Here is a 17209-nt window from a genome sequence, read left to right as displayed (position 1 = left end):
ATGACCACCCTCGAGACCCAGAGCCCGCTCGCCGGCGTCGAGCACGCCGTCGAGCACGCCCTCGAGTCCGCCCGCGACCATCTGATCGGCCTGCGGTCGGCGGAGGGCTGGTGGAAGGGCGAGCTGCAGACCAACGTGACCATGGACGCGGAGGACCTGCTGCTGCGGGAGTTCCTCGGCATCCGCACCGAGCCGGAGACGGCCGAGGCCGCCCGGTGGATCCGTTCCGAGCAGCGGGCCGACGGCACGTGGGCCAACTTCCACGAAGGACCCCCCGACGTGTCCACCACCGTCGAGGCGTACACCGCCCTGCGGCTCGCGGGCGACCCGCCCGAGGCGGCCCACATGCGCGCCGCCGCCGGGCAGGTCAGGGCCATGGGCGGCATCGAGGCGAGCCGGGTGTTCACCCGGGTCTGGCTGGCGCTGTTCGGGGAGTGGCCGTGGCGGGACCTGCCCGTCATGCCTCCCGAGATGATGTTCCTTCCGTCGTGGTTCCCCCTCAACATCTACGACTGGGCGTGCTGGGCCAGGCAGACGATCGTGCCGCTGACCGTCGTGACCGCGTACCGGCCGGTGCGGCGGCTGCCGTTCGAGCTGTCCGAGCTGCGGACCGGCCGGGCGCCGCGCCGCGCCGCGCGAGGCGGCTGGGAGGCCGTCTTCGGCGCGCTGGACAAGGCGCTGCACCGGTACGAGCGGCGCCCGTCGCAGGCCCTGCGGCGGGCCGCCCTGAGGCGCGCCGTCGAGTGGATCGTCGCACGTCAGGAGGCCGACGGATCCTGGGGCGGCATCCAGCCGCCATGGGTGTACTCGATGATCGCGCTCCATCTCGCCGGCTACCACGTCGACCATCCGGTGATGCGCCGGGCGATCCGGGGGCTCGACCGGTTCACGATCCGCGACGAGAAGGGGCGCCGGTTGGAGGCGTGCCAGTCTCCCGTCTGGGACACCGCGCTGGCGGTCAACGCCCTGCTCGACGCGGGCACCCCCGCCGATCATCCGGCCATCACGGAGGCCGCCGACTGGCTGCTGCGCGAGGAGGTCACGAGGGCGGGCGACTGGGCCGTGCGCAAGCCGGGGCTTCCGCCCGGCGGCTGGGCGTTCGAGTTCGACAACGACGGCTATCCCGACACCGACGACACCGCGGAGGTCATCCTCGCGCTGCGCCGGCTCGACCGTCCCGGCATCCGGCCGGCGGTCGAGCGCGGGCTCCGCTGGATGGCCGGCATGGCGAGCCGCGACGGCGGTTTCGCGGCGTTCGACGCCGACAACGACCGCGCGCTCTGCACCAGGCTGCCCTTCTGCGACTTCGGCGCGGTGATCGACCCTCCGTCCGCCGACGTCACCGCGCACGTCGTCGAAGCCCTGGCCAAGGAGCGGCCCCACTCCCCCGTGCTGCGCAGAGCCGTCGTCTGGCTGCTCAAGGCGCAGGAGCAGGACGGATCGTGGTTCGGCCGCTGGGGCGCCAACCACGTCTACGGCACCGGGGCCGTGGTGCCCGCCCTCGTCGCCGCCGGGGTCCGTCCGGGGCATTCGTCCGTACGGCGTGCCGTGACCTGGCTGGAACGGCACCAGAACGGCGACGGCGGCTGGGGAGAGGACCTGCGTTCCTACCGCGACGCCACCTGGATCGGCCGCGGCGCCTCCACCCCGTCGCAGACGGCCTGGGCGCTGCTGGCCCTGCTCGCCGCCGGCGAGCGCTCGCCGGCGGTGGAGCGCGGGGTGCGCTGGCTGGTGGAGCGGCAGCGGCCGGACGGTACGTGGGACGAGCCGCACTTCACGGGCACCGGCTTCCCCGGCGACTTCTACATCAACTACCACCTCTACCGGCTGGTCTTCCCGATCACCGCCCTGGGACGCTACGCAGCTCGTCGGGAGGTTTCATGACCGGTCTGCTGATCTGTGCCGCGCTCCGCATCGAGGCTCGTGCGATCAGGCGCGGCCTGCCTCCTCGCCTCACCGGCACCAGGGTGATCGTCACCGGGATCGGCCCGCGGCGGGCGGCCCGCGCGGCCGCGTACCTGGGCGATCAAGCGGCGATGGCCGTGGTCGGGTTCGGCGGCGCGGTCGGCGGGAGCCTGCGGCCGGGCGACGTTCTGGTGGCGAGCGAGGTCCGGTTCCGAGGGCAGGTGCACGACTGTCCGACGGCTTCCCTCCTCGCGGAAGAGCTGGCCCGCGCCGGCCTGCCCGCCAAGGTCGGGCCGCTGGTGACCGCCGATCGCGTCGTCAGAGGCGCTGAGCGTCGGCGCCTGGCCGCCCTCGGCGCGCACGCCGTGGACATGGAGACCGGGCCCCTGGCCCGCGCCGCCGCAGGGCGACCGCTGGCCGCCGTGCGGGTCATCGTGGACACTCCGCAGGCGCCGCTGCTGAGCCCGGCGACGCTCGCCCGCGGCCTCGCCGCCCGCCGCACGCTCCGCTCACTCGGCCCCGTGCTGGTCCGCTGGGCGGCGGCAACCATCCCGGAGACCGTGCCGTTCCCGCTATCGGAGGAATCGCTGCCATGACGATCCCGCTTCGGCAGAGCCTGCGCATCGGCGGCTACATCCTCGGCCAGCGCCTCCGGGGACGGACGAAGTTCCCGCTGCTGGTGGAGCTGGAGCCGCTGTTCGCGTGCAATCTCAAATGCGCCGGCTGCGGCAAGATCCAGCACCCCGCCGACGTGCTGAAGCAGCGCATGCCGGTGGAGCAGGCCGTCGCCGCCATCCAGGAGTGCGGCGCCCCCATGGTCTCGATCGCCGGCGGGGAGCCGCTCATGCACCCGCAGATCGGCGAGCTGGTCCGCCGCCTCGTGGACATGAAGAAGTACGTCTTCCTCTGCACGAACGCGCTGCTGATCCCCAAGAAGATCGACGAGTTCGAGCCCTCGCGGTACTTCACCTGGACCGTGCACATCGACGGCGTCCGCGAGCGCCACGACGCCGCGGTGTGCAAGGAGGGCGTCTTCGACGAGGCCGTCGCCGCCGTGCGGGAGTGCCGGCGGCGCGGCTTCCGGATCACCACGAACACGACGTTCTTCTCCACCGACAGCCCGCAGACCGTCATCGAGGTGCTCGACTACCTCAACGACGAGCTCGCCGTCGACCAGATGATGGTCTCCCCCGCCTACGCGTACGACAAGGCGCCCGTGCAGGACCGGTTCATGGGCGTGCGGGAGACGCGCGCGCTCTTCCGCGAGGCATTCGCCGGCGGGCGGCGGCGCCGCTGGCGGTTCAACCACTCGCCGCTCTTCCTGGACTTCCTGGAGGGCCGGATCGAGCTGCCGTGCACGGCCTGGGCCATCCCGTCGTACTCCCTGTTCGGCTGGCAGCGGCCGTGCTACCTGATGGCGGACGGATACGCGCGGACGTACCGCGAGCTGATCGAGGAGACCGACTGGTCGGCGTACGGCCGGGGCCGCGACCCACGGTGCGACAACTGCATGGCGCACTGCGGCTACGAGCCGACCGCCGTCCTGGCCACGCTCGGCTCCCTGAAGGAGTCACTGCGGGCCATCAGGAGCGGCTGATCCTGGGGTGCTCCCGAAGCGCCGCGCCAGCGCCCGGAACGGGCCGGGCGCCGCTCCGCGCAGCCTGGCCGGCACCCTCAGCCAGCCCGGTACGAAGGACTCCGGCCGGCCGTGCCGGATCGCCGCCACGATCGCCCGCGCCACCCGCTCCGGCGCGATCGGCGCCGGCCAGCCGCGCGTGTACGGGGCGCCGCGCCGTACGAAGAAGGGCGTGTCCACCACGCCCGGCAGCAGGACGGACACGCCGACGCCCGGCACGTGGCGCAGCTCATGGCGCAGGGCCTCCGCGAAGGCCATCAGCCCCGCCTTCGTCGCCGAGTAGACCGCCTCCTGATCCACGCCCACCGCCCCGGCGATGGAGGCCACGAAGACGACGTGTCCCCGGCCCGCCGCCACCATCCCCGGTAGCAGCAGCCGCGTGAGCGCGATCGGCGCCGCGAGGTTGACGGCCAGCAGCTGCTCGACCCTGCCGGCCGGCATCCGCACGAACGGCCCGGCCCACCCCACGCCGGCGTTGTTCACCAGGACGTCGACGTGTCCGGCCCGCGTGGCGAGATCGCCGGCCTGCGTGGCGACGTCGCACACCAGAACGCGCCCGCCCGTCGCCGCGGCGACGGCCGCCAGGCGTTCGCGATCGCGCCCGGCCAGCGTCAGCCGCGCGCCGGTGCCCGCCAGCGCCCGCGCGGTGGCCGCCCCGATCCCCGAGGAGGCCCCGGTGACCAGCACGTGGGCGTCCGCGAGTCTCATGTCGTCGGTTCGCAGGCAAGCATCGGTCACCTATCCCGCAACGGTGCGTATCACGGCGTACAGTCGTGTGCCTTTCCACTCCCGGGGCGTCTCAACCAGCAGGCGGCGGACCGCCCGGCATAGAGGAGTCGCAGGTGGGCAGGGTCGCTCCCACGGAGCATGTGGGGGCGTCATGGCCATGTCGCGAAGCGTCTTCAGGCGCAAACCGGTGGAGCAGATCGCCACCGAGCACGAGGGGGAGCTGTCCAGGTCGCTCGGCCTGTGGCAGCTCACCGCCATCGGGGTGGGCGGCATCATCGGCGCGGGCATCTTCGCCCTGGCCGGCGCGGTCGCCAACCAGACCGCGGGGCCGGCCGTGCTCGTGTCGTTCCTGATCGCGGGGATCGCCAGCGCCGCCGCCGCGTTCTCGTACGCCGAGTTCGCGGGCCTGATCCCGAAGGCCGGGTCCGCCTACACGTACGGGTACGCGGTCCTGGGGGAGATCGTCGGCTGGTTCATCGGCTGGGACCTGCTGCTGGAGTACACCGCCATCGTCGCGGTCGTGGCCATCGGCATCTCCGGCTACTTCGGCTTCCTCGTCCAGCAGCTCGGCTTCACGCTGCCCGCGTGGATGCTCGGCGCGCCCGGCACCGGCCATGGGCACGTGGTGGACCTGTTCGCGGTGCTGCTGTGCCTGCTCATCGCCTTCATGCTGAACCTCGGGATCCGCGCCGCGGCCCGGTTCGAGACGTTCGTGGTGGCCGTGAAGGTCGCCGTGGTGCTGCTGGTCGTCGTGGTCGGCTTCTTCCACATCAACACGGCCAACTACACGCCGTTCTTCCCGTTCGGGGTCAGCGGCGCGATCACCGGGGCCGCCACCGTGTTCTTCGCAGTGTTCGGCTACGACGCGATGAGCACCGCGGCCGAGGAGTCACGGGACGCGCGGCGGCACATGCCGAGGGCGATCATGTACTCGCTGATCATCTCCATGGTCCTGTACGTGCTGGCCACGCTCGTGCTCACCGGCATGCAGAACTACCGGCAGATCGACCCGGAGAGCGGCTTCGCCTCGGCGTTCGCCGCCGTCGGGCTGTCCGGGCTGGCGAGCCTGATCGCGGCCGGGGCCGTGATCGGCATCCTCACGGTGATGTTCACGTTCATGCTCGGCGTCACCCGCGTCTGGTTCTCGATGAGCCGCGACGGGCTGCTGCCGCAGTGGTTCGCCAAGCTCCACCCGGTACGGCGGGTGCCCACCCGGGTCACGTGGATCGTGGGCGTCGCGTCGGCGGCGATCGCCGGATTCCTGCCCATCCGTGAGGCGGCCGAGCTGACGAACATCGGGATCCTGCTGGCGTTCGTGGTCGTGTGCGTGGCGGTGATCGTGCTCCGCTACCGGCAGCCGGACCTGCCGCGTTCGTTCCGCACGCCGGGGATGCCGGTGGTGCCGGGTCTCGGGGCGCTCTTCTCGATCTGGCTGATCACGTTCCTGAACCCGCTGACGTGGCTGCGCTTCGCCGTGTGGTTCGTGATCGGGCTGATCGTCTACTTCGCCTACAGCCGCCGGCACTCGATGCTGGATTGACGGCTCACCTGTCCCCCCCTGTCACGCTGAGCTGGCGTTTGCACACATTTAGCAGATCAACTACGGTCCTTGACTGATCTTTACTTTTTGTGTGCATGCGTGGAGTGATCAAGTGAAGTACCCCGGAACGGGAACCGGCATCGCCCTCACCACGACCGTGACGGCCCTCTGCCTCACCGCTCTGTCACCGGCCTACGCGTCCCCGACCCCCACCACGACCCCCTCCCCGACCGCCTCCGCCCAGAGTCTCGTAGCTCCGCTGAAGTACCAGCTCACCCTCAAGGGCCAGCGGCAGGAGACCAACTACTTCTGCGTGCCCGCCTCCTCGTCGATGAGCCTGTCGACCTTCGGCGTCAACGTCAGCCAGGCGACCCTCGCCAAGAAGATGAAGACCACCCCGGCCCACGGCACCCAGCGGGCGAACGCCCTGCCGGTGGTCAACTCCTACGTCAAGTCCCGCGGCTACAGGTACACGGTCCCCGCGGACACGGACGGCAACCCGGCCCTGCTCATGAGCCGGGTCGCGAACAACGTCGGCCAGCTGCGCCGGGCACCGCTGCTCGGGGTGTGGATGGAGCAGCTGCCCTGGAACAAGGGCAAGGTCAGGGGCACCAAGGTCGGCCACGCGATCATCGCGTACGGCTACGACAGGGTGGCCGGCACCATCACCGTCTACGACCCGTGGAAGCCGACCGGCGGCACCCACACCATCAGCGCCTCCACGCTGGCCGGCATCCTTCAGCCTGGCGGCATGTACTACATCTCCAAGCTCTAGCCGGCCCCAGCGGGCCGCCGGGGCGGCGGCCCGCTGCGCATGGCAAAATCTGCCATCCTCTTTTGCCCCATAAGTCACAACCAATCCCTCTTTGCACACCTTTGACGGATTACGCGCCGTCGTTTACTACTCTTTGCTCCATTTGTGTGCATTTATGTGGAGTGGTCACGTGAAAAACCCTGGACCGGCGACCGGCACCGCCCTCGCCATGGCTGCGACGGTGGGAGCGCTCTGCCTCACCCCTCTGTCACCGGCTTACGCCTCCCCCGGCGCCCCGGCGGCCGGGGCCCCGGTCGCCGACCCGAGGTCCGACCAGATCGTCAGGCCCTTGAAGTACCAGCTCAGCCTGGACGCCCAGCGGCAGCAGACCAACTACTTCTGCGTGCCCGCCTCGTCGTCGATGAGCCTGGCGAGCTTCGGCATCATGGTCAGCCAGGCGACCCTTGCCAAGAAGATGAAGACCGCCCCGCCTTACGGCACCGAGGGCGTGGACGCCGTGCCGGTGATCAACACCTACATCAGGTTCCTCGGTTACAAGGTCACGATGCCCACCGACGCCGACGGCAACCCGGCCGTCCTCATGAAACGGGTCTCCAAGGACATCGGCGAGCTGCATCGGGCGCCGGTGCTCACGGTGTGGATGGACCAGCTGCCCTGGAACAAGGGCAAGGTCAAGGGCACCAGGATCGGCCACGCGATCCTCGCGTACGGCTACGACAAGTCGGCCCGCACCATCACCGTCTACGACCCGTGGAAGCCGACCGGCGGCACCCACGTCATCAGCGCCTCCGCCCTGGCCGACGTCCTGCAGCCGGCCGGCAACATGTACTACGTCTCCAAGCTGTGACGCGTCCACCTCCTGGGTCCGCGTACTGAACGCCGGAGCGCCGCCACGCGTATCCCCACGTGAAGTCGGCCATGAGGCCGGGACTTCGCGAGGAGGCATCGTGGTGACCGTGCCGACATGGCTCGGGCGGACAGCGGCGGCCGTGACCCTGGCCTCGGCCGCGCTGGCCTCCAGCCCGGGCGCCGCCGTGGCCGAGCCGTCGCCGGCCCAGGCCAGGGCCAGGCTGGTGAAGCTGAACGAGCGGGCCGATCAGGTGGTCGAGCGCTTCAACCAGGCCACGGAGACGTACAAGAAGGCCAAGAGGAAGTACGACGCCCTCGACGCCGAGCTCGGCCGCAAGGACGCCTCGGCCGGCACCCTGCGCGAGGACGTCGTCAGGGTGGCGGTCGGCGACTACCAGCTCGGCCCCTTCAGAGGGTGGGAGCGCCTGGCCGGGCAGGGCGACCCCGAGGCGATCATGGCCGGCATGGCCTCGCTCCAGGAGATCGCCGAGGCCAGGGCGGCGAAGGTACGCGCCTACCAGGCGGCCACCAAGGAGCTGCGCGATCGGCGCGACGACGCCAAGAGAGCCCTGGCGGAGGCCGAGGCGGCGCGTGACAAGGTACGCGACGAGCAGGCCAAGATCGAGAAGCTGATCGCCGAGCAGACCAAGCTCCTGCGCGGGCTGGGCACGTTCAAGACCGGGAACCCCAACAGCCCGGGCATCCAGTACACCGGCCCGGCCTCCGGCAGCGCCCGCACGGCGCTCCGGTTCGCCTTCGCCCAGGTGGGCAAGCCGTACCGGTACGGCGGCACCGGGCCGGGCTCGTACGACTGCTCCGGCCTGACCCAGGCCGCCTGGCGCGCGGCGGGAGTCCAGCTGCCCCGGACAACCTGGACGCAGTGGAGCTGGGGAGCGAACCGCCGCGTCCCGCTCGACCGGCTGCAGCCCGGAGACCTGCTCTTCAGCAAGGGCCTGGGACACATGGGCATGTACGCGGGCGACGGCAAGATGGTCCACGCGCCGCAGACCGGAGACGTCATCAAGGTCGTCAACCTGGACGACTACTGGCGCAACCGCCTCGCCGGCGCGATCCGCCCCTGATCACCGGGACTACGGGAGGTCATCTGACCAGGGCCTGCCAGGAGGGCGGCATGTTGCGGCTGACCTCGATCCCGGAGAACACCGACGGCTCCTGCGGTCCGTGCTTCTTCGCCCAGGCGGCCATCTGCGCGAGCCCCTCGTCCAGCGGCACCGAGTCCGCGCCCACACCCAGGATCTCCCTGGCCTTGTCGTGCGCGGAGAAGGCGTGGACCACCTCGTGCCTGGCCTCCAGGTGCCGCACCCGCAGCGGCGCGTCCATCGCCTCCGCGACGGCCCTGGCCAGCTCGTTGACGGTGTAGGGGGTGTCGCCGCCGATGTTGAAGACCTCGCCGTAGGCGCGCGGGTTGCCGATCGAACGGGCGATCGGCAGCGCCACGTCGTCGATGTGGCTGAAGGCGCGGGTCTGCTCGCCGTCGCCGAAGACGGTGCACTCCTCGCCGCGCAGGATCTGGTTCATGAAGATGCCGATGACGTTGCGGTAGCGGTCGCCGATGTTCTGCCGCTCACCGTAGACGTTGTGCGGCCGGAAGATGATGTACGGCAGCCCGAACATCTCATGGCTGACCTTCAGCTCCTGCTCGACCGCGTACTTGGCGATGCCGTACGGGTCCACCGGGGCGGGCGTCAGGTCCTCGGTCATGGGAGGACTGGCGTGGCCGTAGACGGCGATGGAGGAGGTGAAGACGAAGCAGCGCACGGTCCCGGCGTTGACGGACGCGTTGATCAGGTTCACGCTGCCGATCACGTTGTTGGTGTAGTTGTAGCGCTTGATGAAGTGGCTGAGCCCTTCTGCGGCGTACGCGGCCAGGTGGAAGACGTAGTCGAACTTCCACGTCGCGAACAGCCCGTCCACGGTCTCCGGATCGCACACGCTGCCCTCGTGGAAGTGGGCGCCCTCGGGCACGTTGGCCGCGTACCCGCCCGACAGGTCGTCGAGCACCACGACGCGGTGGCCCGCGCGGAGCAGGTCGGCCGCGACGTGGGAGCCGATGAACCCGGCGCCCCCGGTGACGAGTGAGGTGGAGGTCATGAAAGTTCCTTTCCGCTGATGGTGACTCCGCTTGTGGCGGCGTGGTGCTGCTCCGGCCCGGATGCGGGCCCGGCAGGGTTGAAGAGCTTGAGCAGGCGGAGTGCGGGCACCGCCATCACGGTCGTGACCAGGGCCATCAGCACGAGCATGGCGAAGGCGCCGTCGCTGATGACGCCGACGCTCAGCCCGGTGCTGAGCACGACGATCTCGGTGACGCCGCGGGCGTTCATGAGCACGCCGAGTCCGAGCGCCAGCCGCCTGGGCATGCCTCCGGCCAGCGCGACCACGGAGGCGGTGCCGAGCTTGCCGAGCACGGCGACGGCGAGCAGCACCGCCCCGCCGATCAGCACGGCCGGATGGTCGATGGCCAGCCGGACGTTCGTCTGCAGCCCGATGGAGGCGAAGAAGACCGGCAGCAGCATGGCCCGGTTGAGCGTCCCGAGCTTCTCCGGGACGCTGCCGAGCAGGGCGGACTCGCGTGGCAGCACGATCCCGGCCAGGAAGGCCCCGAAGATGGCGTGCACGCCGATGGCGTCCGTGGCCGCGGCCAGCGCGAAGATCAGTCCGAGTACGAGGGCCAGGGCGGCGGGGGTCGGCAGGCTCGACCCGGCGTGGCGGGCGGCGAGGGCGCGCAGCGCGGGGCGTACGACGAGCAGGACGAACAGCACCAGTCCCGCCGTCAGGGCGACCGCGGTCAGCACCCCGGCCGGGCTGCGCGCCTGAGTGATCGCCAGCACCACGGCCAGCGCGCACCAGGCGAGCACGTCCGCCACGCCCGCGCAGACCATGGCCAGGGACCCCAGCCTGGTGCCGGTCAGCCCCGACTCCTGCACGATCCTGGCGAGCACGGGGAAGGCGGTGACGCTGAGCGCGGTGCCGACGAAGAGCACGTACTCGGTCATCCCGGCCTTCGGCCCTGCCATCGTGGCGGCGAACGGGATCGCCGCCACGAGGCCCAGGGCGAACGGCACCGCCATCATCGCCACGCTGGCCGCCCCGATCACGCTCCGCTGGCGGCCGAGCACCTGCGGGTCGAACTCCATGCCCACGGTGAACATGAAGATCGCCAATGCGCCCTGGGCGATCAGGCTCAGGTCGGGCTTGATCCAGTCCGGCGTGAGCAGGTTCATCGCGCCGGGTGCCAGCGCGCCCAGCGCCGACGGCCCGAGCAGCAGGCCGGCCACCATCTGCCCCACCACGGTCGGCTGGCCGAGCCTGCGGGCCAGCACCCCGCCCAGCGAGGCCAGCCCGCTGATCGCCCCCACCGCGACGAACAGCCGCAGCGCGAACTCGGCCCGCGTCACCGCCTCCGCACCTGCCCGCGCGACCGGCTGCCCCGAACCTCCCACGGCGCCGCCGAAGGCCACGAAGACCAGCGCCACGGCGGCCCCGGTCAGCACGAGAGCCAGGACCAGGCCGCGGGCCGGCGCCGGCAGCAGCCGCTGCTCGGTCTCCTCCATCGGTCGCTCAACGCGCATGTTCCACCCCTGTGGGTTGACGAGAGTGCGGTCCAAGCCAGCGGAGGATCGCCACCGCGTGGATGAGCTCACCGAACGCGATCAGGACCACCGCGCCGAGCGCCCCCGCCCACGGCACGACGACGAACGCCAGCGCCCCGATCACCGCCAGCGACAGGGCCGCCCCGACCGCGGTCGCGTGCAGCGCCTGGCGGGTGGCGTTCTCCATCACGTAATTGGCGCTGCCGACGGCGAAGATGACGGGGACGCAGGCGATGTAGAGGATCACGACCCCGGCGTCCCCGTGCGGCCGCAGCACGGTCAGCGCCAGCACCAGCACGGCCAGCACGTACGGCGTGCCGGTCAGCATGAGCAGGCGCAGCCAGCGCGACAGCCGCTGGTAGGCGGCGGTCAGGTCCCGCTGGTGCAGCGCTCTGGACACGTCGGGCTGCAGGATGCGCAGCAGGTAGGAGAAGGCGTTGAGCAGGGTCGAGGAGGCGGTGGAGGCCATGTAGAGCCCGGTGCTCTCGGCCTGCGCGCCGGCCACGGACAGGGCCAGGAACATCAGGCTCATCGTCATGCCGCCGGCCAGGTCGGGCACGGCCATCCGCAGCGACGTCCCGACCGCGGCCCTCTTGAGCGTGCGGCGGCGCAGCCCGCGGAAGTCGGGCCGCAGTCCGGCCAGCAGCGCGAGGCTGAGCACGGCCACCGTGCCGGCGTACAGCGCCAGGAACGTCACCGGCGTGATCTTCAGGACCAGCGCCGCCGCGGTGCCGGAGGCCAGGGCCGCCGAGAGCACGAGGTGGTTGGCCACGTCGCGCGCGGGCTTGCCGATGGCCCTGGTCAGGCCGACGAGCACCTGGTTGAGCCCCACGCCGATCTGGCTCAGCCCGGCGAGCGCGGCCAGCGGCCACGGCCCGTTGCGCCCGAGCGCCAGCATGCCGCCGAGGACGGCGAGCGCCGCCACGAGCAGCAGCCCGGCGAGCGCCACGAAGACGCCGACCAGCAGGGGCACGGTGTGGCGCAGCCGGGGGATCAGCTTGAGCGCGCACTTCTCGATCCCGGTCGAGGCGATCAGGGCCAGGACGGCCGCGCCGCCCATGGCCTGCGCGTATCCCGCGTAGACCGGCGAGCCCCAGGCCGCCAGCAGCGCCACGTTGGCCACCAGCAGCGTCCCGCGGAACGCCGCCCGCCCGCCGACCAGCGCCGCCAGCCGCCTGGTGGTGGCCGGTGCGGGGAGTTTCATGCGGAGTAGTCGGAGGTGACGAACCTGCCCTTGCCGCCAGGCGTGATGAGCACGGACTCCGCCTGCACCACCTCCAGCGGGAACTCCCCTCCGGCCAGCCCGAACAGCTTCTCCCGCGCGGTCGCGAACACCCGCTCGGCCTCCTCCTCGCCGCTCGGCACGACGTGGAGGCGTACCAGCCCGTCGGCCTCCTGGTGGACGAAGCACTCGCTGATGCCGGGGTGGGTGGCCGCCAGGTGCAGGAACGCGTCCGGGTAGAGCCGCTCCCCCGACGGCAGCGTGACGTAGTCGTTGCTGCGTCCCGTGGTCAGGCGCAGGGTGCGGAAGCGGCGGCCGCAGGGGCAGCGGCCCGGTTCGATGACGCCGATGTCGCCCAGGCTGTAGCGCAGCAGCGGCATCGCCCGTTCGAGGAACGAGGTGACCACCACCCGGCCGGGCTCGCCGTCCGGGACCGGCTTGCCGCGGTCGTCCACGATCTCGGCGTACACGCGGTCCTCGCCCAGGTGGGCGCGGCCGTGGCGGCAGTCGTAGGCCACGTTGAGCACCTCGAAGGCCGAGTACTCGTCGAAGACCGGCGCCGCGAACTGCGTGGCGAACATGGCGCGGTGCTCGGGCAGCAGCAGCTCCGACTCGGTCATGACGATCCGCAGCGTCCGCCGCAGCCGCGCCAGCTCGTCCGGGGTCAGCGACCGCAGCAGGGCCCGCAGGTGGACGGGGTAGCCGATCAGCACCTTGGGGCGGTTGGCCAGCAGCTCCGCCTTGATCTCCGCCATGGGCCGGTGCGAGAGGATGACGTGCCGCCTGAACAGGCCGAACCGCTCGAACATGCGGGCGGGCGGCGCGAACGGCCGGATGTGGCTGAGCCGGTCGGTGGGCAGGTAGCGGTCGGTGGCCAGGAACCTGCGCACGCACGCGGCCATGTGGTAGTCGTGGCTGTCCTGGTCGTGCAGGATCCTGACCCGCCGCCCGGTGCTGCCGCTGGTCTGGAACGACAGGCACCGCTCCGGGTCCACCCCGTCGGCGAGCATGCGCTCCAGTGGCTGTTCGCGCAGCACCTGTTTGTCCAGCACCGGCAGCTCGGCCAGCTCGGCGAGGGAGCCCAGCGGCCCCCCGGCGTAGCGCGGGTCGTCGCGGTAGTACGGCACCCGGGTGCGGGCGAGCTCCAGCACCCGGTTGAGCCCGCGGAGCTGGCGGCGGCGCAGGGCCGCCGCACTGCCGTACTGCCGCGCGATGGTGAGCGGCACGTACGCCGCCTCGCGCACGAGCATCGCTACGCGCTCTCGGTCCGGGTACGGACGAAGCGCAGCCTGAGCCCGTCCCACCAGCGCTGCGGGCTGAAGAACACCGCCAGTGCCAGCACCACGTGGACGATGATGAACGCGTACGCCTCGTACTTGGTGGGCTCGTGGCCGAGGAACACGGTCATGTGCGAGGCCCAGTCCCACACCTCCGGGATGGTGGCGTAGGCCGGGTCGGTGTGGTCGTTGACCGTGAGGAAGGCGAAGTCCTCCAGGCCGGACAGCATCAGCAGCAGCATGCCGTAGGAGAGCCTGCGCACCAGCGACGCCGAGCCGCCGCCCAGCCGGAAGGCCAGCACCATGGCCAGGATGAGGAACGGCGTCACCGTGAGGACGTGGTAGTACAGGCCGTAGAACGACTCACGGCTGCGCTCCTCCACTCCGCCGAAGAAGAAGATCTTCGGCACGAAGTAGAGGAAGTACACCAGGAACGCCGGTGGCACCGTCCACAGCGCGAGCCTGATCCGCTTGGCCCACTCGACGTCCAGCCTGGCCAGGGCCTCGGTGGCGAAGACGAACGGGAGCAGCTTGACCAGGAAGACGCCGAGCGACTTCACCTCCCGGTCATGGGGCAGGCCGAACCAGACGAACGCCGCGGCGGCGACGGCGAGCGCCAGGAATATCAGGAAGCCGAGCGGCTTACGGGGGATCATGGGGAACCTTTCACATCGGGCTCGATCTTGAATTGGAGGGTGCGCAGGGCCCGGTCCAGCGCGTCCTCCAGCAGCTCCCGCGTGTCGGCGACCAGGACCAGGTAGCCGAGCTTGTGCCCGGCCTGCGTGTAGGCGCGTACGTGGTCGCCGGGAGACTTGAACACCTGCACGTCCACCGCCTCGGGCATCCGCCTCAGCTCGGCGAGCCCCTCGACGGCGGTGAGCACGCCGTCGGTCTCGGCGGCCAGGATGCGCAGCGCGGCGGTGCGCCGGTGGGTGACATCGATGGTCAGCGGCTCGCCCAGGGCCAGGCGGATGGCCGCCTCGACCGTGTTCAGGCCGAAGGCGTGCCGGACCATCAGCGGCATGCCGTTGCCGCCCAGCCTGGCGCCCATCTCGATGAAGAACAGGTCGCCGCCGGGAGTGAGCACGAAGTCGAAGTTCACCGGGCCATGCCGGTGCCCGACCTCGGCGCAGATGGCGGTGATCGCCTCGCTCAACCGCGCGTACACGGACGGGTCGAGGGCGGCGGGCACCACGTGCGCCAGGCTGATCATCGCCGGCGGCCCGGTGATGACCCGGTCGGTGACGGCCATGAACGCCAGCCGCCCGTCGGCGAAGAACGACTCCACCGCGCCGTGGCTGCCCTCGATCAGCTGCTCCAGGATCACCTGGCGGGAGAAGGAGTTCTTGCGGGCGTGCTCGATCGCGCCCAGGAGGTCGGCCTGCCGATCTCCTGGGTCGTTCAGCACGGTGATGCCCTTGCTGCCCGACGAGTCGGCCGGCTTGACGATCAGCGGATAGCCGAGGTCCGCCGCCGCCGCGGTCAGCTTCTCGATGTCGTCGTCCTGCGCGTAGCGGTACGCGGGCAGCCCCAGCCGGTCGATGACCTGCCGGAAGAAGCCCTTGTCCACCGTGCAGCGCAGGGCGTCGGGCGCGGTCTGGTGCGGCGTGCGGTAGATCCGGCGCAGCTCGGCCACCGCCTCCTGGGCCGCGTCGCTGGCCGGGGAGATGACGGCCGCGACGTCGATCGGGCCGAGGGCGCGGGCGATGCCCTCCGGATCCCTGCTGGTCATGCAGAGGAACTGGTCGGCCTCCGCGGCTCCGAGCGCGTCGGGGCGCTGGTCCACGCCGATCACCCGGTAGCCGAGCCTGCGCCCCTCCCGGTAGGCGGGGATCTGGTCCTCGCCTCCGCCGAGCACGATGAGGTTTCTCAACTGACGTTCTCCCAGACTTCGGCGACGACATAGGGCGTTTCGTGGCCGTACAGGGCCTCGTCCGCCCGGATCGGGATGTTGGCCTCGCGGATCTGATAGCGCGGCACGCCGATCGCCTGCACGCGCATCACCCGTACGAGGTAACGTGCGACCACGGCGAGCATGACGAGCGTCACCAGGGCGGTGAGCAGGGCCGCCAGGTCGACCGCGAGCGGGGCGACGCGCCCGGCCAGCGCCAGCGCCGCGATCGCGATCCCCCCGGCCACCGCCACGCCGGCCAGGCCGATGAGCCAGGTCAGCGGCCGGAACGAGAACCCGACGAACAGCTCGACGGCGTGCGTGAACAGCTTGCGCAGGTTCCACTTGCCCTTCCCGTCCACCCTCGGCTGGTGCGCCGTGGGCAGCGTGGTGTAGCGGGCGCCGAGCAGCGGGGCGGTGGCGATGAAGTAGGGAGTGGACAGCTTGCTGTCCACCACCTTGCGCGCCACGCTGGTCCGCACGATCCGGAACACCGACGCGCCCTGCGGCAGCTCGATGCCGAGCCAGCGCTGGGCGATCGTCTGGTGCGCCCAGGTGCCGAGCTTGCGGTACCACGCGTCCTGGCGGTTCTCGCGCACGGCGAAGACCACGTCGTAGCCCTCCATCGCCTTGGCCACGAGCCGGTGCATCTCGCGTGGCGGCGACTGCAGGTCGGCGTCGAACTGCACCGTCCAGGCCTTGGAGGCGTACTTGAAGCCGGCGGAGAAGGCCGCCTCCAGGCCGAAGTTCCTGGCGAAGGAGATGTACTTCACCCGGGGATCGACGGCGGCGAAGCCCTTGATCGCCTCCAGGGTGCCGTCGGTGCTGCCGTCGTCGACGAACAGCAGCTCGACGTCGTCGTACGTGCTCAGCTCCGCCTGGATCTCCTGGTACGCGCGCTCGACACAGGCGATCTCGTTGTAGCACGGGATGATCGCGGTGATGCCGGGGGGCGGCATGCGGACGTCTTTGGTGCCCGCATGCGCCCCTGTCTGATGGATTAATTCGGACATCTGTCAGTCGAACATCGCGTGCATGGTCTCGTGGGTGGCTTCCTTCTTGGTGTCCGACTCACTGGCCCAGCAGGTGTTCAGGATGATGCGCGTCCGGTCGGCGTTCAGCGGGATCGTGCGGTGCAGGGTGGTGTCCGAACGCAGGAAGTACAGGTCGCCGGTGACGTGGCCCCAGGTCTTGATCGGGTGCTCCTGGAGGTACTCCTCCACGCGCGGGTCCTGCTTGTTCCAGTCGGTGTGCGGGACGGTCTGGAGCTGGCCACCGTACTTCGCCTCCGGGGCCTCGATGATCCAGATCACCGTGAAGCTGAAGTCACCCCAGTGCCAGCCGTGCGTGTCGCCCTGCTTGTGCTGGCGGATGGCGATGTACTTCTCCTCCTCCCACGGGCACAGCATGACCGGCTGCGCCGCCAGCCGCGACAGGAAGTCCATGAGCGCCTGCGACTCGTAGATGGCCGGGATCAGCTCGCTGTCCTTGGCGATGGCCTGCTGACTGATCGTGCTCATGTAGCGGGGGGAGTTGCCGGTCTCGGCCAGGTGGATGTCGATCCGCTTCTCGTGCAGGTCGAGCAGTCGGTGGACCTCGTCGGTGACCTCCGTGAACAGCGACTGCGGGACCAACCCGGGCAGCTTCACGTAGCCCTCGCGGCGGAAGTGCTGCGACAGCTTGCGGACGGCGTGGTCATCGGTGTACGTGCTCTGGAGGTGCTCGGCGATGCGCTGGTCGATGGTTGCTTTCAGCGACATGTGGCAGTGACCTT

The 17209-nt window shown here is 70.8% G+C and carries 16 protein-coding genes; 7 read left to right on the top strand and 9 right to left on the bottom strand.

The features are described from left to right. From shc to hpnH, 3 genes are read left to right on the top strand one after another with little or no spacing between them, the layout of a single operon-like run. Window positions 1-1884: a squalene--hopene cyclase gene (gene shc, locus AB0J64_RS37295; protein ID WP_364038075.1), complete on the top strand. Its 1884-nt coding sequence runs from the start codon at window positions 1-3 to the stop codon at window positions 1882-1884. Next, window positions 1881-2501 carry a hypothetical protein gene (locus AB0J64_RS37290; RefSeq protein ID WP_364038072.1) on the top strand — a complete coding sequence of 207 codons (621 nt, stop codon included), beginning with the start codon at window positions 1881-1883 and terminating at the stop codon, window positions 2499-2501. Before shc ends, AB0J64_RS37290 begins: the two co-directional genes overlap by 4 nt. Beyond that, entirely contained in the window at window positions 2498-3502 is a 1005-nt protein-coding gene (gene hpnH / locus AB0J64_RS37285; protein ID WP_344994097.1) for an adenosyl-hopene transferase HpnH, read from the top strand. The genes AB0J64_RS37290 and hpnH overlap by 4 nt, the downstream gene beginning before the upstream one ends. On the opposite strand, the gene AB0J64_RS37280 is transcribed toward hpnH, so the two are convergent. After that, window positions 3476-4249: an SDR family NAD(P)-dependent oxidoreductase gene (locus tag AB0J64_RS37280; RefSeq protein WP_364038068.1), complete on the bottom strand. Its 774-nt coding sequence runs from the start codon at window positions 4247-4249 to the stop codon at window positions 3476-3478. The genes hpnH and AB0J64_RS37280 overlap by 27 nt on opposite strands. Window positions 4250-4421: 172 nt before the next feature. Here AB0J64_RS37280 and AB0J64_RS37275 point away from each other — a divergent pair, with 172 nt between their 5' ends. The 4 genes from AB0J64_RS37275 to AB0J64_RS37260 all read left to right on the top strand — a co-directional run bounded on the left by AB0J64_RS37275 (window position 4422) and on the right by AB0J64_RS37260 (window position 8516). Further along, entirely contained in the window at window positions 4422-5810 is a 1389-nt protein-coding gene (locus AB0J64_RS37275; RefSeq protein ID WP_364038065.1) for an amino acid permease, read from the top strand. Between the two features lie 112 nt (window positions 5811-5922). After that, window positions 5923-6585 carry a C39 family peptidase gene (locus tag AB0J64_RS37270; RefSeq protein WP_364038062.1) on the top strand — a complete coding sequence of 221 codons (663 nt, stop codon included), beginning with the start codon at window positions 5923-5925 and terminating at the stop codon, window positions 6583-6585. Between the two features lie 169 nt (window positions 6586-6754). Continuing rightward, window positions 6755-7432: a C39 family peptidase gene (locus AB0J64_RS37265; RefSeq protein WP_364038059.1), complete on the top strand. Its 678-nt coding sequence runs from the start codon at window positions 6755-6757 to the stop codon at window positions 7430-7432. 103 nt (window positions 7433-7535) lie between these two features. Beyond that, the gene (locus AB0J64_RS37260) at window positions 7536-8516 is read left to right on the top strand and encodes an NlpC/P60 family protein (protein ID WP_364038056.1); all 981 of its coding nucleotides are present in this window, start codon (window positions 7536-7538) and stop codon (window positions 8514-8516) included. A gap of 19 nt (window positions 8517-8535) precedes the next feature. Here AB0J64_RS37260 and AB0J64_RS37255 read toward each other — a convergent pair whose 3' ends face one another. From AB0J64_RS37255 to AB0J64_RS37220, 8 genes are read right to left on the bottom strand one after another with little or no spacing between them, the layout of a single operon-like run. Continuing rightward, window positions 8536-9546: an NAD-dependent epimerase/dehydratase family protein gene (locus tag AB0J64_RS37255; protein ID WP_364038053.1), complete on the bottom strand. Its 1011-nt coding sequence runs from the start codon at window positions 9544-9546 to the stop codon at window positions 8536-8538. Beyond that, the gene (locus AB0J64_RS37250; protein WP_364038050.1) at window positions 9543-11024 is read right to left on the bottom strand and encodes a cation:proton antiporter; all 1482 of its coding nucleotides are present in this window, start codon (window positions 11022-11024) and stop codon (window positions 9543-9545) included. The genes AB0J64_RS37255 and AB0J64_RS37250 overlap by 4 nt, the downstream gene beginning before the upstream one ends. Then, window positions 11014-12249: a hypothetical protein gene (locus AB0J64_RS37245; RefSeq protein WP_364038047.1), complete on the bottom strand. Its 1236-nt coding sequence runs from the start codon at window positions 12247-12249 to the stop codon at window positions 11014-11016. The genes AB0J64_RS37250 and AB0J64_RS37245 overlap by 11 nt, the downstream gene beginning before the upstream one ends. Further along, entirely contained in the window at window positions 12246-13517 is a 1272-nt protein-coding gene (locus tag AB0J64_RS37240) for an AMP-binding protein (RefSeq protein ID WP_364038044.1), read from the bottom strand. The genes AB0J64_RS37245 and AB0J64_RS37240 overlap by 4 nt, the downstream gene beginning before the upstream one ends. 2 nt (window positions 13518-13519) lie before the next feature. Further along, window positions 13520-14200, bottom strand: a complete 681-nt coding sequence (locus AB0J64_RS37235; RefSeq protein WP_364038041.1) for a hypothetical protein — start codon at window positions 14198-14200, stop codon at window positions 13520-13522. After that, entirely contained in the window at window positions 14197-15417 is a 1221-nt protein-coding gene (locus AB0J64_RS37230; RefSeq protein ID WP_364038038.1) for an ATP-grasp domain-containing protein, read from the bottom strand. Before AB0J64_RS37230 ends, AB0J64_RS37235 begins: the two co-directional genes overlap by 4 nt. After that, complete coding sequence (locus tag AB0J64_RS37225) at window positions 15414-16394, bottom strand: glycosyltransferase family 2 protein (protein WP_364038035.1); 981 nt, start codon at window positions 16392-16394, stop codon at window positions 15414-15416. The genes AB0J64_RS37230 and AB0J64_RS37225 overlap by 4 nt, the downstream gene beginning before the upstream one ends. Window positions 16395-16451: 57 nt before the next feature. Continuing rightward, entirely contained in the window at window positions 16452-17195 is a 744-nt protein-coding gene (locus tag AB0J64_RS37220) for a hypothetical protein (protein ID WP_364038032.1), read from the bottom strand. Window positions 17196-17209 lie beyond the last annotated feature (14 nt).

The organism is Nonomuraea sp. NPDC049695, assembly GCF_040674955.1.
In the GTDB taxonomy this organism is placed as follows: Bacteria; Actinomycetota; Actinomycetes; order Streptosporangiales; family Streptosporangiaceae; genus Nonomuraea; species Nonomuraea helvata.
Note: the sequence above shows the minus strand (reverse complement) of the source record. Positions and strands in the feature narration are given on the sequence as shown.

Bases quoted from the DNA above. Each gene is read 5' to 3' on its own strand.
- shc (WP_364038075.1), top strand. From the start codon at position 1: ATGACCACCCTCGAGACCCAGAGCCCGCTCGCCGGCGTCGAGCACGCC.
- AB0J64_RS37290 (WP_364038072.1), top strand. From the start codon at position 1,881: ATGACCGGTCTGCTGATCTGTGCCGCGCTCCGCATCGAGGCTCGTGCG.
- hpnH (WP_344994097.1), top strand. From the start codon at position 2,498: ATGACGATCCCGCTTCGGCAGAGCCTGCGCATCGGCGGCTACATCCTC.
- AB0J64_RS37280 (WP_364038068.1), bottom strand. From the start codon at position 4,249: ATGAGACTCGCGGACGCCCACGTGCTGGTCACCGGGGCCTCCTCGGGG.
- AB0J64_RS37275 (WP_364038065.1), top strand. From the start codon at position 4,422: ATGGCCATGTCGCGAAGCGTCTTCAGGCGCAAACCGGTGGAGCAGATC.
- AB0J64_RS37255 (WP_364038053.1), bottom strand. From the start codon at position 9,546: ATGACCTCCACCTCACTCGTCACCGGGGGCGCCGGGTTCATCGGCTCC.
- AB0J64_RS37250 (WP_364038050.1), bottom strand. From the start codon at position 11,024: ATGCGCGTTGAGCGACCGATGGAGGAGACCGAGCAGCGGCTGCTGCCG.
- AB0J64_RS37245 (WP_364038047.1), bottom strand. From the start codon at position 12,249: ATGAAACTCCCCGCACCGGCCACCACCAGGCGGCTGGCGGCGCTGGTC.
- AB0J64_RS37240 (WP_364038044.1), bottom strand. From the start codon at position 13,517: ATGCTCGTGCGCGAGGCGGCGTACGTGCCGCTCACCATCGCGCGGCAG.
- AB0J64_RS37235 (WP_364038041.1), bottom strand. From the start codon at position 14,200: ATGATCCCCCGTAAGCCGCTCGGCTTCCTGATATTCCTGGCGCTCGCC.
- AB0J64_RS37225 (WP_364038035.1), bottom strand. From the start codon at position 16,394: ATGCCGCCCCCCGGCATCACCGCGATCATCCCGTGCTACAACGAGATC.
- AB0J64_RS37220 (WP_364038032.1), bottom strand. From the start codon at position 17,195: ATGTCGCTGAAAGCAACCATCGACCAGCGCATCGCCGAGCACCTCCAG.